Genomic DNA, 14,103 nt, shown 5'->3' with positions numbered 1-14,103 from the left:
CACCGGGGCGGGCATCGTCATCGACGATGTCCGCCCCCGGCGCATCCGGCGGTAGGGTGAGCCCGGTGCAGCGGATGAGTGCCGTCGACGCGATGTGGTACTGGATGTCGTCGGCGATGCCCAGTGACCAGTTCCTGGTCTACGGGTTCACCTCGCCGCGAACGTCTCTCGACGTCATCGCCGGGTACCTGCGGCGGCGGGCCGCGACGATCGACGATCTGGGACTGCGTGTCGCCGACGTCCCGGCACATCTCGATCGGCCGTACTGGCGGCGCGCTCCGGTCTCCGCGGATCAGGTGCGGGTGACCCAGGGTCCCATGACGTGGCAGGCGTGTCTCGATCGCATCGCGCAGTCGATGGACGATCAACTCGATGCGCGACAACAGATGTGGCGGTTGTATCTCTACGGGGCGGTCGCCCCCGCCCCGGGCGTGGCCGAGGGCAGCGATCTCGTCGTCGCGGTTCTGCAGGTCGCACACGCGCTCGGCGACGGCCGTCGATCGTCGGCCATTGCGCGACAACTGTTTTCCGAGAAGGAGATCGAGGTACAGGCGCGGTGCCCGGCCGAACGGCGGCCGACGACGGTGATGCACGTCCCGGCCGCCGCGGCACTCGGTGTGGCCCGCATGCCCATCGACGTCGCACGCATGCTCTTCTGGGGCGGTCTCGCGTTTCACCGCCACCGACAGGTTTCGGGGACAACAGGTTCGGGTCAGGCGACCTCAAGTGTCGCGCCGACATCGATCAACGGGCCGCCCGGTCGCGGACGCGAACTGCGCACCCTGACCGTCCCCGCCGATGTGCTCACCGCCCGTGGCGGCACCGTCACCGTCGGGGCCCTCATCGCGATCTCCGACGCACTTCCGCGCTTCCTCGGCGACGCGTCGATGCCGGTGACGATCACCCTCACCGTCGCCCGGCGACGGGCCGCCACGGACCCGAATACCGGTTCCCGCAACGACTTCCGGACCGTCGGCATCGACCTGCGCACCGACATCGCCGACCTCGACGGTCGAGCCTCGGCGATCGCCGCCGAGATCGCCCGCGCCCGTGACGAACACATGACCCCTGAACGCGCAGCCGCCCGTCGGGCCGAACACGCCACACCGGCCCCGCTCCGAATCCTCGGCGCCCGCCAGGCGGGGGCGGCGCCGCTCCCGGAGCGCATCGACGGCATCAGCGTGGTCTCCTCCGTCGATCGGGGACCGGCCGATCTCACGCTCGGTGGGGGCAGCAGATCCGTGATCACCGCAGGCTTCCCGGCACTGTCCCCGGTGCACGGACTCAACCACGGCGTGCACGGTCTCGGTGCGCGCGTGACACTTTCGGTGATCGCTGCACCCCGCCGATGCCCCGATATCGACCGTTACCTCGCGTTGCTGACCGAAGCCCTCCGACGGTGAGCTGCCCGGAACGAGTCGGTCAGGACGTGATCTGGGGAGGGCCGTCGTCCGGCTCCGACCCACGCGTCGACGTCGGAGAATCGTTGCCGCCCCGATGGCCTCGCGTCAGGCGCTTCGGCAGGCGCTCGGCGAGCCCGCCGAGCGGGGCCACCGTCTGATTGAGCAGATCGACCGTCTCGGCCAACTCGTGCACCGTGTCCTGCATGGCGAGCAGGTTGGGTGCGAGCTGACCGATCACCTCGGTGAGCTCGGTGATGCGGTCGAGCGGGCCGTCCGGCGCGATGGCACGCTCGACCGCGCCGTTCTCGCCGACGAGCTGATCGAGCAGACCGCCGTCCTCGGCGAGGCGATCGAGGATTCCGCCGTCGGCGGTGACCTTTTCCAGGACGCCGTCGGGTGCGGTCAACTTGTCGATGATGCCGCCCTCCGACGTCAGGCGTTCGAGAATGCCCTCGTTCTCGGTGAACTGGTCGATCACCCCGCCGGTGCGGGTGAGGCGGTCCAGCGGACCGTCCTTGGCGGTCAACCGCGTCAGGATGCCGCCGTCCTCCGACATCTGATCCAGGATTCCGCCGGGCGCCGTGAGCTTTTCGAGCAATCCGTCCTTGGCGGTCAGGCGGTCGATGACGCCACCGGGATTGAGAAGGCGTTCGAGTGGACCGCCCGCGGCGACGATCCGGCCGAAAGGACGATCGGGACCGAGGAGATCGGCCAGCTGACCGAGTAACGCCAGCGGCGCGCGGGCCCCGCTGAGTTCGTCACCGGAAATACCCAGAGCGTGATTGAGCTCGTGCTGCACGCTGCCGGCGGTGATGCGTGCGATGTTCACCGCCGACTCCGCGGCGGTGAGCGTGACACCGGTGACCGCGAAACCCAACTGGAAAGGGAACTCGATCAGGGACCGGACGTCGATCGGACCAGGGGACTGTCGGCGGGGCACCGACCCACTCGCGCCGGCGTCGCCGGTGTCGGGGGAGTTCATGCGGGAACGATAGCGCGCGTCAGCGCTGAGCGGACTCGGCCTTGGCCGCCGCCTTGGCGGCCTTCTTGAACTCGCGAACCCGAAGCAGCGAATCCGCGTCGGTCACATCGGCGACCGAGCGGAAACCCTTCTTGCCGTAGTCGCCGACCACCTTCGTCCACCCGGCCGGCTTCACGTCGAGTTGTTTGGCCAGCAATGCGGTGAAGATCTTGGCCTTCTGCTCACCGAAGCCGGGGAGCTTGTGCAGCCGCGCGAACAGGTCGGCGCCGGTGGTGGCCTCGGTCCAGATCCGTGCGGTCTCACCGTCGTACTCCGCCACCACGGTTCGGGCGAGCTCCTGAACCCGCCCGGCCATCGAGCGACCATAGCGGTGAATCGCCGGCGGGGTGGCGCAGAGGTCGGCGAATTCGGCGGGGTCGGCGGCGGCGATCGCCTCGGGATCGAGCGAGCCGAAGCGGTCCTTGATCTTCGCAGGCCCGGCGAAAGCGCGCTCCATCGGGAACTGCTGATCCAGGAGCATCCCGGTGAGCAGCGCGAACGGATCGGTCGACAACAATTCGTCGGCGATGGGATCCTGGGCAATCTGCAGTTTCGCCATGGCACCAGGGTAGTGCCCCTACACTGAGCCCCATGCTGCGTGGGTCCGTGGATTCTCGGCGCTCGGGGGAGACGCCGCCGATGACAACACCGCCGACAACAACACCGTCGACGTCTGGGTTGCGTGGCCGATGCCGTCGGCGCTTCCGGTCGGCGGTGATCGCGGTCGTCTCGATGGCGGCGGTGGTGCTCGGGCTGACCGCCCAGGCCTCGGGTACGGCGTCGGCGTTACCCGACCCGCAACCCAATTACGTGACCACGCTTCGCTGCGACAGCGCCAATCCGTGGCCCGCGCCCCGCATTCCGGTGTCGGTGGACGTCTACAACCAGATCGCTTTCCCCTCCGACGGATTGCCCGGGCCGGCGATCTCGCTCGTCGGGTCCTCGCGAGCGAAGCCCGGCGTACTCGAATTCACCGTCGAGGTGACGGTCGCGTGGCGCAATCTGCGGACCGGACGCACCGGCACGGTGCGGGTCCCGACCCGAACCCAGGTGGTGGGCTGGGAAGTGGTGTTGCACCCCGGTAGCGGCCCCGTGAGCTTCACGATCAACCAGAAGATCGGTGCGCTGGCGTTCGTGCCGATGGTGAACCCGCAGTACTCCAGCTGTCGGGGCCAGGCGACCGCCTAGGCCGCCCAGAGACGATACAGCGAGGAGACGATACAGCCCAGAGTTGATACAGCCCGGAGTTGACCTGGTACACCCCGGTATGGCGAGTGCCCGAGGCCGATAACACTTCGGCCATGGCGACATGCGGGTGGGCGAAACCATGGGGGCCGGGCGAATTCGCAGGGTAGCGTAATCCGCGGTAGCCCGATCCCTTCCGATATCGGGCCCGGACGAAGGGGTTCGGATCATGTCAGAAGCGCACAACGCCGAGATCGCCGAACAACACACGGCCAAGGTCATCGGCGTCTCCATCGCCGCCGCGGTCGGCGGCTTCCTGTTCGGATTCGACAGCTCGGTCATCAACGGCGCCGTCAACTCCATTCAGGACACCTTCGAGCTGAGCTTCCTCGTCAACGGATTCGCGGTGGCCGTCGCGCTTCTCGGGTGCGCGGTCGGTGCATGGTTCGCCGGTAGGCTCGCCGACTCCTGGGGCCGCAAACGGGTGATGCTGCTCGGCTCGGCGTTGTTCATCATCTCGGCCATCGGTACCGCATACACCCAGACGCTGTGGGATCTGTTGCTGTGGCGCATCCTGGGTGGCCTCGGCATCGGTATCGCGTCGGTCATCGCTCCCGCGTACATCTCCGAGATCGCGCCCGCACGCTACCGCGGCGCCCTCGCGTCGATGCAGCAGCTGGCGATCACCCTCGGCATCTTCGCCGCGCTGCTCTCGGACACCTTGCTACAGAACCAGGCCGGCGGACCCGAGAAGGACCTCTGGTGGGGACTGGACGCATGGCGGTGGATGTTCCTCGTCGGCGTCATCCCGGCGGTCATCTACGGCCTTCTGGCGCTGTCGATCCCGGAATCCCCGCGTTATCTCGTCGGACGCAACCGTGACGAGGAGGCGGCGCGCATCCTGCAAGAGGTCACCGGTGAACCCCACCCGCTCGAGCGGGTGAAGGAGATCCGGTTGACGGTCAAGCGTGAACGCAACAGTTCGCTCGCCGACATCCGTGGTCCTTCGTTCGGTCTGCATCCCCTAGTGTGGGTGGGCATCTGGCTCGCGATCTTCCAACAGTTCGTGGGTATCAACGCGATCTTCTACTACTCGACGACGCTGTGGCAGTCGGTGGGATTCTCCACCGACGACGCGTTCACCACCTCGGTCATCACCTCGGCGATCAACGTGGGTATGACGTTCGTGGCGATCTTGTTCGTCGACCGCATCGGTCGTCGGGTGCTGCTGCTGTGGGGTTCGGTCGGCATGTTCATCGGACTGGTCATGGCGTGCGTGGCCTTCACCCAGGCGGTCACCACGGTCGTCGACGGTGAACCCAAGACGTCACTGGCCGATCCGTGGGGGCCGCTGGCCCTCGTCGGTGCCAATCTGTTCGTCGTCGCCTTCGCCGCGACATGGGGCCCGGTGATGTGGGTGATGCTCGGCGAGATGTTCCCCAACCGCATCCGCGGCGTCGCCCTCGGTGTGTGCACCGCCTTCAACTGGGTCGCCAACTTCATCATCTCGATGCTGTTCCCGCAGATGAGCAAGGTCGTCGGATTGGGGTGGATCTACGGGTTCTTCGCCTTCTGTGCGGCGGCGTCGTACTTCTTCGTGCGATTCAAGGTCCGCGAGACCAAGGGTATGGAACTCGAGGACATGGATGCGATGGCCGACTCCGAATTGTCGGCGCTACAAAGCAAATACGCGGCCAAGTCCTCGCGCGTCAAGTAGCTCTGGGTTACTCGGCGAGCGTCCCGACGAGCAATGCCTGCGCGGCGAAGTACGAGGCGAGCACCCACACCTCGACGACTCGTCGCCGCGCCGGGTCACTCATCAGATGACGGCGGTTGAGGATGCTCAGATCCGAAGCGAGGAACAACAATCCGCCGATGCGCAGGTCGGGTTGCCCGGTGGGTGCGGATCCGGCGAGCGCCGACATGGTCGCCAGCGTGTTGCCGTAGGGCCCGAGGACCGACAGCAGTCGGGGTCGGTGGTAGCCGATGACCGCCGCCGCCTCGGCGAGTGCGAGCATCCGCGGGGCGACCTCGCGCACCCGTGGGCGCGCTCCACGGCGCCACAGCAGCGAGCAGTACGACAGCTGCGCACCGGCGAACAGTGCAGCCCCCAGCACCAGCCGGGAATCCTTGGTGCTCAACGGATGTGCGCGGGGCCGACGGGTGCGCTGATCCTCCGGGGTTGTCGGCGCGAACTCCTCGGCAAGCATTGCGCGATCACCGGCCGCCGAGAACGCGACCGCAGCGCCGAGTAGCGCGTTGTCGACCGGTGCCCGTGTGCGCCAACCACGACCGACCTCGGCTGCCAGCAACGCCAGCGGTACCGGTTTGGTGAGTGCGGCGGCCCGACGGGGCCCGTAGGCGCCCGCCACAGCGGCGACACCCGCGGCGAGTGCGTAGGGTAAGCGCCTCACCGCATCAGGCCGGCGACGAAGTCACGGGTGTCGTTGTCCGACATCGAGGCTGCCTGGCGCTCGTCGAGGGTCAGGTAGGTGCGACCGGAGACACGCCGGTCGGCGGTGCGGGCGTCGTTGATGTACTTCAGGGCCAGCGGCACAACCACATTCGGGTCCTGCAGGGTCTGCGTCATCAGCACCGGTCGGGTGAAACCGCTCGACGGCAGGGTCGACGCCGACGACAGGATGGTGGTCAGCGTCGAGTTCTGGGCCAGCGGCCTGCTGAACAGCGACCCGAGTGAGAGCCCGGCCACCTCGCGCGTCAGATCGCCGACACATTGGTTCTGCGCCTTGGTCATCCACGCACGTCCGGTGTCGCTGAGGTAGCCGTCGAGGCCGACCTCGGGGTGTGCGGTGCGGATCGCGGCAAGGGTGTACAGCGCGTCGGAAACCCATCCAGGAGGTGCGGTCAGGGTCGTCGTGGGGCCGAGATTGCTGAGCAGAGAAGCAAAGTCTGCGGGAATCGACGTCGCCGCGCTGCCACGGTAATCGAGCTTCGGGCCCTGTAGTTTCGGCGCCGAACGTGCCAGGGCGATCGCCGCCGACGCGCCCTGCCCTTCACCGACGACGGCCCACCGGGCGGAGAGCTCATCGGAGATGTCGCGACCGGCGCGGACCGCGTCGACGATGTTCCGGGTGGTCGCGTCGACGTCGTAATACTGTGGCGTGCCGGTGGTTCCGAGGCCGGCGTAGTCGGTGCCGACGACGGCATAGCCACGGCGCAACCAGGTGCGCAACGCGTCGAGATCGGTGTCGGTCGGGTGGACGGATGGGGCGCAGGCGTCGGCGAGACCGCGAGAACCGTGCGCCCACACCACGATCGGGTACCCCCCGGCCGGTGCCGCCTGCGGTGGCAGGTAGAGCGATCCGGTGCTCAGATGCGGGGCACCGTCGGCGCCGACGCTCCAATAGGTGAACTGGTTGCCCTGACGTGCCCCGGCGAACAGGGTCGACCCGGGGATCTGTCGGTTGGCGTAGACGGTTCCGGCCTGCTGTCCCGCACTCGCCGACGGCATGCCCGTCGAGGTGATGGCTCCGGCGGAGGGATCTGCCGACGGGGTGGTCGAGGTGGCCTCGGCGGTGGGGTCGGCGTCCGGCGCGGCATGTGCCAGGCCGATCACCGAGCCGGTGATGCCCGCGGACACCACCACTGCGGTGGTCGCGAGGGCGGTGCCGAGTCGGGTGCGTCTGGCGACCCAGCGGGGCCGACGTCGCAGGGTGATCATGACGTCGCGTCGACGATGCCGACGGCGGGCAGAAAGAAGCAGGACTGCGATCCGTTGCGAGCCGTGCCGTACACCGCGGACAGGATGGTGCCCTTGCCGGTGTCCACCGGCGCCAGTCGAATGGCGTCGAGTGCCGGGAGCATCCTGGTCAGCAGCGCGGCCTGCGGGTTGTCGGTCAGTGACTGCAGGTCGGCGAAACCGCCCTGCAGGGTGCTGGTGTTGAACCAGGCGACCTGGATCTTGCCGTCGGTGACCGGAGAGGCCGGCACGAACGCATACCCGGTCTGGCCGTCGCGGACGAGATTGATCGGTGCCAGCGGCGGGACCTTGACACCCGGGATCATCTGCAGGATCTGGTTGATCGGGGTCGTCGGCTCGGACGTCATCGGCCACGGCCCGGCCACGGCGCCCGCTCCGGCGGTGACCAGCCCGAGTGGGTTGTCGGCAGTCGGTGCAGCGCAGAACGGTGCGATCGACGGGGTGAAGGTCTGGATGCCCGCGGCGCGCAGGACGGCCAGCGGGTCGGCGACCGCGTCGACATCGCGGCGCGCGGCGACCTGGGAGGTTCCCGAGGAGAGTCCGCCGAGCGGCAGTTGCCCCAGCAGGCCGGTGATCTGGTCGGGGGAGATCTGGCCGAGGCTGCTCTTGACGGCCTCGGCGGCCTTGAGCGCCATCTGATCCACGCCTGCGGCCTTCAGTTTGCGGACGGCGTCGGCGAGTTCGCTGTCGAGCGGGACCGCGCCGAGTTCGATCTGGTTGATCAGGTCACCGAGCTGGTCGGTGGGGGAGACGGTGGCCGTTGCGCGCGCGGTCGGGGCGTGGGTGGTCGGAGCATGCGGCGCGGGCGCCGGTGCGGCGTGTGCCAGGCCGGAACCGCCGGCCAGGGTTATCGCGGTCGCCAGGGCGATACCGCTCACGCCGAGACCCCATCGCCGACGCGTGTGTCGTGCCGAGGGCGTCGGGTGCGGAGACTGCGACGACGATGCCGTCATTCGTGGCGCGATGGACATGGCTCTCCTCAGGCGGCAACTCGCCCCTCAACCAGTGGGACGAATGTGACAGATGGTGCTCAAGTTAAAAGAAAGCATGAGGGTTGCCGGATCGACAAGTCGCGAGTCCGAGTTGTGATACGCCCGCGACCGTGGGGATATGCCCGTCAGAACACGAACGCCCCGGCCACGAGGCCGGGGCGTTGGTGTGACTGCTCAGTGCTCAGATGATCGCGATACCGATCGTCGGTGCGATCGTGCACGAGAGGACCCGGCCCTTGGTCTTGGTGGTGACGTCTCCGTAGATGGTGGAGATGATCCGGCCCTTGCCGGTGGCCGCGATCCCGGTGAACGTGCCCGGTCCCGCGGTGGCGTTGATCTTGTCGTTGCGCTTGAGCTGCAACTGGCCGGTGCGGCCGTTGTCGATGTTGAGCCAGCTCACCCAGAGCTTGCGGACCGGGCTGTTGACGGCCGGGCCGGTGCCGAGGCTGGTGTAGACGTAACCGGCCTCGCCCCTCTTGGGCCCGGGCGCGGGCGCGGCCTGTGGGCCCGCGGTCACCAGCGCCCGACCCAGGGAGTTGCCGTTACCCGGCATACAGCCGAAGCCGAGCGTCGGATACAGGAACTCCTGAATACGCGGAGCGTTCGGGCCGTGCGGGATCACCGGGTCGCCGGGCTTGGCCACGCGGGTCTCGGCGGCCCGCTGGGCAGCGAGTTGCTGACGCCCCGGATCGCCGAGGAAGTCGGTGATCTGCTTCCAGATGTCCTTGATCTGCGGCGGCAGCGCGGGATTGTCGGCGAGTGTCTGTGCCTGGGCCAGCAGGTCGGCGTTGACCTTGCCGTCCGGGCCCGGCGTGGTGACCGCACCGATGATGGCCGGCGCGAAGGCGCCGAGGGAGTCGAGTGTGCGCTGATCCGGGGTCGGCGTCTGCGGTGTCGGCGTCTGCGAGGTCGGCGCCGGGCTGGTCGGTGCCGCCATGGCGACGGCGGGGATGGCGAGCGACGTGGCGATGGCCACCGCGGTGGCGGCGATCAGGCGTCGGGATCGGCTCATCGGTGCTTGCAGACGCACGAGGCGAGGTCCTATCAAAGTCGATGTGCGCCGAGATCATTCACGGCCCACGCTGGCGTTCTCTGGCTCCGACGTCCCCCCGACACCCTCGAGCACTGCGGCGTGCCGAGTAATCGGACCCGGCGCTCAGTGAGCACACCGCGGACGTCGCCGGTCATTCTAAGCCCCTCGGGTGGGGCGGTGTCCAGGCAGCCTAACGCCGATCCGCTGTGACACGTGAGGCAATTGATGCAATTGTTACTGTTGGTGTGTCGCGGGCTGGGCTCGTGTGGGCACTGATCACCTGGTTAGATCAACGCGGACGTACGAACGCGGTGCCACGCGTCGGACATCGGCCGAACCGGTGACCGGTGGCGCCTCCGCCGAGTCCGTCCACCCGTTGCCGCGTCACCGTCCAGGGGAGCCCGTGAGTCACTACAGCGAGTCCGTGCGCAGATCCGTCCGAGCCGGCGCGTCGTCGTTGCGGCGTGTGGGGATCGCTGCCGTCGTCCTCGCCGCAGGCGCCACCCTGGTGACCGCATGTGGTGACGATGCGTCGTCGTCGGCCGATGTCGTGATGCTGACCCATGATTCGTTCAGCCTGCCGCAGTCGGTACTCGACAGTTTCCGCACCGACACCGGGCTGAATCTGAAGATCGTGAAGTCCGGCGATGCCGGCACACTTGCCTCGACGGTGTCGCTGACCCCCGGATCGCCGAAGGCCGACGTCGTGTACGGCATCGACAACACCTTCGCCTCACGTCCGATCGACGCCGGTGCCCTCGAGTCCTACAATCCGCCCGCCGCCGCCGACGGAGCCGTCCAGTTCGCGGTGCCGGATTCGAACAACGAACTGACCGCCGTCGACCGTGGCGACGTCTGCCTCAACATCGATGACAAGTGGTATGCGAGTCACCACCAGCAGCCGCCGACCAGCGTGCGCGATCTGCGCAACCCGACCTACGCCGCGCAGGCCGCGCTCATCGACCCGAGCACCTCCTCACCCGGAATGGCCTTCCTGCTCACCACGATCGGGATGTTCGGCAATGACTGGAAGTCGTACTGGCAGGACGTGACCAAGGGCGGAGCCGCCATCGACTCCGGATGGGAGATCGCCTACAACCAGCAGTTCAGCGCCGGAGAGGGCAAGGGGCCCAAGCCGATCGTGTTGTCCTACGCGTCCTCGCCCGCGGCGACACCGGGAACCAGCGCGCTTCTCGACGGGTGCTTCCGTCAGGTCGAGTACGTCGGAATCCTCAAGGGCACCAAGAACATCACCGGTGCACGCAAGGCCGTCGACTTCATGCTCAGCCCCGCAGTGCAGAAGGCGCTGCCGTCGTCGATGTATGTCTATCCGGTGCAGAAGAACACGCCCTTGCCCGACGGTTGGGCCCAGCGCGCTCCGCTGCCTCAGTGGACGGTCAGCATGCCGCCGAAATACGTTGCCGAGAACCGGGAGTCATGGCTCGAGCAATGGCGCGCCGCGGTCGGTCGTTGATCGATCCGTCCGCCGAGACGACCCGCGGGGAACCGTCCCCGCCGGGGCCGCAGCGCGACCGTGACCGACCACGACGTCAGCCTCCGACAGGGTCGGCGCGCTTTGCCATCGCGGCGCTGCAGGCGATCCCGATGGTGTTCCTCGGGGTGTTCTTCTTGTGGCCGGTGGCGGCCCTGGTGCGGCGGGCGATCGAGGTCGGTTCCGCCGGTGATTCGCCGGTCGTGTTGCTCGAACGCACCCATGCGTTGCACCTACTCTGGGTCACCCTCGGCCAGGCTGCTGCGTCCACCGTGGTCGCAGCCATCGTCGCCGCACCGATCGTGTGGCTCTACGCCCGGCTACCGGGATCGGGGTCGGTGGTCCTCACGGTGATCGTCACCGTGCCCTTCGTCCTGCCGACGGTCGTGGTGGGGGTTGCATTCCGGGCACTGCTGAACGGTCCGCTCGCCGGACTCGGGATGGGCAGCGGCTGGCCCGCGGTGCTCGCTGCGCACGCTTTTCTCAACGTCGCCGTCATGGTGCGGGTGGTGGGTGCGGCCTGGCGTTCGCTCGACACCCGCACCGAGGAGGCGGCCCGTGTGCTCGGTGCGACCCGGACCCGGGCCTGGTGGTCGGTGGTCGCGCCGCGGCTGGCCCCGGCTGCCGGTGGCGCCGCGGCCCTCGTGTTCTTGTTCTGCTCCACCAGTTTCGGGGTGATCATCATCCTCGGCGGAGGCGCCCTGCGGACTCTGGAGACCGAGATCTACACACAGGCGATCGGCTACTTCCGGCTGCCGGAGGCGGTGATGCTGTCGCTGCTGCAGATCGTCGTGGTCGTCGCGGTGTTGCTGTGCACCAGGATCGTCGCCCCGGGCGGCGCGTCCGGCGGCGCAGGCGCGCGGCGTCGGCCGTCGGCGATCACCGGCATCGGATGGATACCGGTGGTGCTGGCCTGGGCGTGGACGGTACTGGTTCTGGTGGGACCGATTGCGGTACTGGCGATCCGGTCGGTGCGTCCGACCGTCGGTGGATCGTGGACGCTCGCCGGGTATCGGGCGCTGTCCGAGCCGGTGAACGGCGTGACGCCGCTGGACACGTTGCGGTACTCGCTGCTCAGCGCGATCCTGGCCACGGTCGTCGCGCTGGTCGTCGGTGGTCTCGCGGCGATCACCCTGCATCGGTCACGGTGTGTTGCCGGCGCAGTGGGGAACACCATCGCCATGATCCCCTTGGGGATCAGTGCGGTCACACTGGGATTCGGATACCTGATCGTGTTGGCCGCCCTGCCGGCTGAGATCGCCGGCTCACCGTTGGTGATCCCGTGCGTACAGGCGCTGATCGCGATTCCTGTCGTCATCCGCATCGTCATCCCAGCCCTGGAATCGGTACCCGAGCGGTTGCGTCAGGCCGCGGCGGTCCTCGGTGCCGGGCCGTGGCGGGTATTCCGCACCGTCGATCTCCCACTGATCGGTCGATCACTCGGTGCCGCAGGCGGTTTCGCTTTCGTCATGGCGCTCGGGGAGTTCGGTGCGACGAGCTTTCTCGCGCGCGCCGACACCACCACCCTGCCGGTCCTGATCGGATCGGCCCTCAACCGTCCGGGCGCCACCGAACTCGCCACGGCGATGGCCGCATCGATGGTGTTGGTGGTCGTGACCACCGTCGCGGTGCTTGCCGTGGAGATCTTCCGGCCTCGCTCGGGGACACTGATCTGATGCTGCAGATCGAGAAGCTGAGCGTCGCCTACGGGGCCGAAGCGGTCGTCAAGGGGCTCGATTGGTCTGTGGGCGGCCAGGATTCACTTGTCACCGCACTGCTCGGGCCGTCCGGATGCGGCAAGTCGACGTTGATTCGCGCCGTAGCCGGGCTGGAACGACCAACCGCCGGGACGATTCGTTTCGACGGGGACGATCTCGCCGAGATCGCCACCCACCGGCGGGATTTCGGGGTCGTCTTCCAAGACGGCCAGCTCTTCCCGGGACGCACGGTGGCCGCGAACATCGGCTACGGACTGCGCGTGCGGGGGTGGTCGAGAGCCGACATCGCCGCACGAGTCGGCCAGATGCTCGAATTGGTACGACTTCCCGGCGTCGAGAAACGCCGCGTCGAGTCGCTCTCGGGTGGACAGGCACAGCGGGTGGCGCTGGCGCGGGCGCTGGCCCCCCGGCCACGGCTGCTGCTCCTCGACGAGCCGCTGGCCGCTCTGGACCGTCGACTCCGCGACAGCCTGGCCGTGGAGATCGCCGAAATCGTCCGTGCTGCAGGGACTCCGACGATCGTCGTCACCCATGACCACACGGAAGCGGCGTTGATGGCCGACTCCGTCGCGGTGATGCGGGAGGGTGAGATCGTCCAGACGGCGCGACCGGCCGGTCTGTGGTCGGCGCCTGCGGACGAGTGGACGGCGCGATTCCTCGGGTGTACCACCATCATCGATGCGCATAAGAAGCGAGAAGGGCTGGCCGACACCGTCTTCGGGGCGGTTGCCGTCGACCTGGCGGACTCGCGCGCACGGTTGGGTTTGCGGGCCGAGTCGGTGCTCGCCGCGCCGGCCGGCGATGGTGACACGATGCAGAGCGAGACGACGTCGGGTGCAGTCGGCACGGCGATGGTGGTCGCCGACCTTCCCGGAGGTCCTCGCGTACGGGTGGCCACCGATCACGGCGAGATCGACGCCATCGGCGCCGGAGCGATCGCGGTCGGTGACCGGGTCCTGGTGCGATTGGTTCCCGACCGGATCGCGGTGATCGGACGATGAGTCGTCGGCACGTGTTGGCCGGCGCCATCCTCGATTCCTCGGGCACGCGGATATTGCTGGCGCGCCGCGCGCGGCCGGTCGAATTGGAAGGCCTCTGGGAACTGCCCGGCGGAAAGGTCGAGGCGGGGGAGAGCGACGAGGAAGCCCTGCGTCGTGAACTCGCAGAGGAGCTGGGTATCGACGTCGGCGTCGAGTCCGAGCTAGCTGAACAGGTGACGCTCTCCGACCAACTGGTGTTGATCGCCCGCTGGGCGCGAGTGATCGCCGGCGAACCCGCCGCGCGTGAACATCAAGCGGTGCGGTGGGTCGATGCGGAGGAACTGTCGACGCTGTGCAGTGAGGGGAGTCTCGTCCCCGCCGACACCGTGTGGGTTCCGGAACTGCTGGCGCGGCTACGCCGCCCCTGATCCGCGCCGACAGCGCTCTTCATTTCGTCGACGGCGCTCTCTATCTCGCCGACAGCGCTCTCCACGTCGGCGACGGCGCTCTCCACGTCGGCGACGGCGCTCTCCACGTCGGCGACGGCGCCCTCCACCT

General features: G+C 68.2%; 13 protein-coding genes. 7 read left to right on the top strand and 6 right to left on the bottom strand.

Features of this window, described 5'->3' with window-relative positions:
- The first annotated feature begins 26 nt into the window (after positions 1 to 26).
- Complete coding sequence (locus J6U32_RS20355) at positions 27 to 1,403, top strand: hypothetical protein (RefSeq protein WP_244332211.1); 1,377 nt, start codon at positions 27 to 29, stop codon at positions 1,401 to 1,403.
- Positions 1,404 to 1,422: 19 nt separating this feature from the next.
- Here the strand turns inward: J6U32_RS20355 and J6U32_RS20350 are convergent, their stop codons facing one another.
- Entirely contained in the window at positions 1,423 to 2,385 is a 963-nt protein-coding gene (locus J6U32_RS20350; RefSeq protein WP_208791890.1) for a hypothetical protein, read from the bottom strand.
- Positions 2,386 to 2,404: 19 nt separating this feature from the next.
- Positions 2,405 to 2,983 carry an HhH-GPD-type base excision DNA repair protein gene (locus tag J6U32_RS20345; protein ID WP_208791889.1) on the bottom strand — a complete coding sequence of 193 codons (579 nt, stop codon included), beginning with the start codon at positions 2,981 to 2,983 and terminating at the stop codon, positions 2,405 to 2,407.
- 155 nt (positions 2,984 to 3,138) lie between these two features.
- On the opposite strand from J6U32_RS20345, the gene J6U32_RS20340 reads away from it, so the two are divergent.
- Together J6U32_RS20340 and J6U32_RS20335 are read left to right on the top strand one after the other, a co-directional pair.
- Positions 3,139 to 3,612, top strand: a complete 474-nt coding sequence (locus J6U32_RS20340; protein ID WP_208796242.1) for a hypothetical protein — start codon at positions 3,139 to 3,141, stop codon at positions 3,610 to 3,612.
- A 226-nt stretch (positions 3,613 to 3,838) separates the two neighbouring features.
- On the top strand, positions 3,839 to 5,326 hold the full coding sequence (locus tag J6U32_RS20335) for a sugar porter family MFS transporter (protein ID WP_208791888.1): 1,488 nt from the start codon (positions 3,839 to 3,841) through the stop codon (positions 5,324 to 5,326).
- A gap of 7 nt (positions 5,327 to 5,333) precedes the next feature.
- Here J6U32_RS20335 and J6U32_RS20330 read toward each other — a convergent pair whose 3' ends face one another.
- The 4 genes from J6U32_RS20330 to J6U32_RS20315 form a co-directional block, all read right to left on the bottom strand.
- The gene (locus J6U32_RS20330) at positions 5,334 to 6,023 is read right to left on the bottom strand and encodes a lysoplasmalogenase family protein (RefSeq protein WP_208791887.1); all 690 of its coding nucleotides are present in this window, start codon (positions 6,021 to 6,023) and stop codon (positions 5,334 to 5,336) included.
- Positions 6,020 to 7,291, bottom strand: a complete 1,272-nt coding sequence (locus J6U32_RS20325) for an alpha/beta hydrolase family protein (RefSeq protein ID WP_208791886.1) — start codon at positions 7,289 to 7,291, stop codon at positions 6,020 to 6,022. The genes J6U32_RS20330 and J6U32_RS20325 overlap by 4 nt, the downstream gene beginning before the upstream one ends.
- A complete protein-coding gene (locus tag J6U32_RS20320; protein ID WP_208791885.1) occupies positions 7,288 to 8,301 on the bottom strand; it encodes a hypothetical protein in 1,014 nt (337 codons plus the stop codon). Before J6U32_RS20320 ends, J6U32_RS20325 begins: the two co-directional genes overlap by 4 nt.
- A gap of 202 nt (positions 8,302 to 8,503) precedes the next feature.
- Positions 8,504 to 9,334, bottom strand: a complete 831-nt coding sequence (locus J6U32_RS20315) for an Rv1157c family protein (protein WP_208796241.1) — start codon at positions 9,332 to 9,334, stop codon at positions 8,504 to 8,506.
- Positions 9,335 to 9,779: 445 nt separating this feature from the next.
- Between J6U32_RS20315 and J6U32_RS20310 the strand changes: the two genes are divergently transcribed.
- From J6U32_RS20310 to J6U32_RS20295, 4 genes are read left to right on the top strand one after another with little or no spacing between them, the layout of a single operon-like run.
- A complete protein-coding gene (locus J6U32_RS20310) occupies positions 9,780 to 10,829 on the top strand; it encodes a thiamine ABC transporter substrate-binding protein (protein ID WP_425324078.1) in 1,050 nt (349 codons plus the stop codon).
- Entirely contained in the window at positions 10,805 to 12,523 is a 1,719-nt protein-coding gene (locus tag J6U32_RS20305) for an ABC transporter permease (RefSeq protein WP_208796240.1), read from the top strand. The genes J6U32_RS20310 and J6U32_RS20305 overlap by 25 nt, the downstream gene beginning before the upstream one ends.
- A complete protein-coding gene (locus J6U32_RS20300) occupies positions 12,523 to 13,566 on the top strand; it encodes an ABC transporter ATP-binding protein (protein ID WP_208791883.1) in 1,044 nt (347 codons plus the stop codon). The genes J6U32_RS20305 and J6U32_RS20300 overlap by 1 nt, the downstream gene beginning before the upstream one ends.
- Positions 13,563 to 13,973: a (deoxy)nucleoside triphosphate pyrophosphohydrolase gene (locus J6U32_RS20295; RefSeq protein WP_208791882.1), complete on the top strand. Its 411-nt coding sequence runs from the start codon at positions 13,563 to 13,565 to the stop codon at positions 13,971 to 13,973. The genes J6U32_RS20300 and J6U32_RS20295 overlap by 4 nt, the downstream gene beginning before the upstream one ends.
- Positions 13,974 to 14,103: the final 130 nt, after the last annotated feature.

It is taken from the genome of Gordonia polyisoprenivorans (assembly GCF_017654315.1).
Classification (GTDB): domain Bacteria; phylum Actinomycetota; class Actinomycetes; order Mycobacteriales; family Mycobacteriaceae; genus Gordonia; species Gordonia polyisoprenivorans_A.
Note: the sequence above shows the minus strand (reverse complement) of the source record. Positions and strands in the feature narration are given on the sequence as shown.

Bases quoted from the DNA above. Each gene is read 5' to 3' on its own strand.
- J6U32_RS20305 (WP_208796240.1), top strand. From the start codon at position 10,805: ATGGCGCGCCGCGGTCGGTCGTTGATCGATCCGTCCGCCGAGACGACC.
- J6U32_RS20295 (WP_208791882.1), top strand. From the start codon at position 13,563: ATGAGTCGTCGGCACGTGTTGGCCGGCGCCATCCTCGATTCCTCGGGC.
- J6U32_RS20320 (WP_208791885.1), bottom strand. From the start codon at position 8,301: ATGTCCATCGCGCCACGAATGACGGCATCGTCGTCGCAGTCTCCGCAC.
- J6U32_RS20335 (WP_208791888.1), top strand. From the start codon at position 3,839: ATGTCAGAAGCGCACAACGCCGAGATCGCCGAACAACACACGGCCAAG.
- J6U32_RS20325 (WP_208791886.1), bottom strand. From the start codon at position 7,291: ATGATCACCCTGCGACGTCGGCCCCGCTGGGTCGCCAGACGCACCCGA.
- J6U32_RS20350 (WP_208791890.1), bottom strand. From the start codon at position 2,385: ATGAACTCCCCCGACACCGGCGACGCCGGCGCGAGTGGGTCGGTGCCC.
- J6U32_RS20345 (WP_208791889.1), bottom strand. From the start codon at position 2,983: ATGGCGAAACTGCAGATTGCCCAGGATCCCATCGCCGACGAATTGTTG.
- J6U32_RS20315 (WP_208796241.1), bottom strand. From the start codon at position 9,334: ATGAGCCGATCCCGACGCCTGATCGCCGCCACCGCGGTGGCCATCGCC.
- J6U32_RS20300 (WP_208791883.1), top strand. From the start codon at position 12,523: ATGCTGCAGATCGAGAAGCTGAGCGTCGCCTACGGGGCCGAAGCGGTC.
- J6U32_RS20355 (WP_244332211.1), top strand. From the start codon at position 27: ATGTCCGCCCCCGGCGCATCCGGCGGTAGGGTGAGCCCGGTGCAGCGG.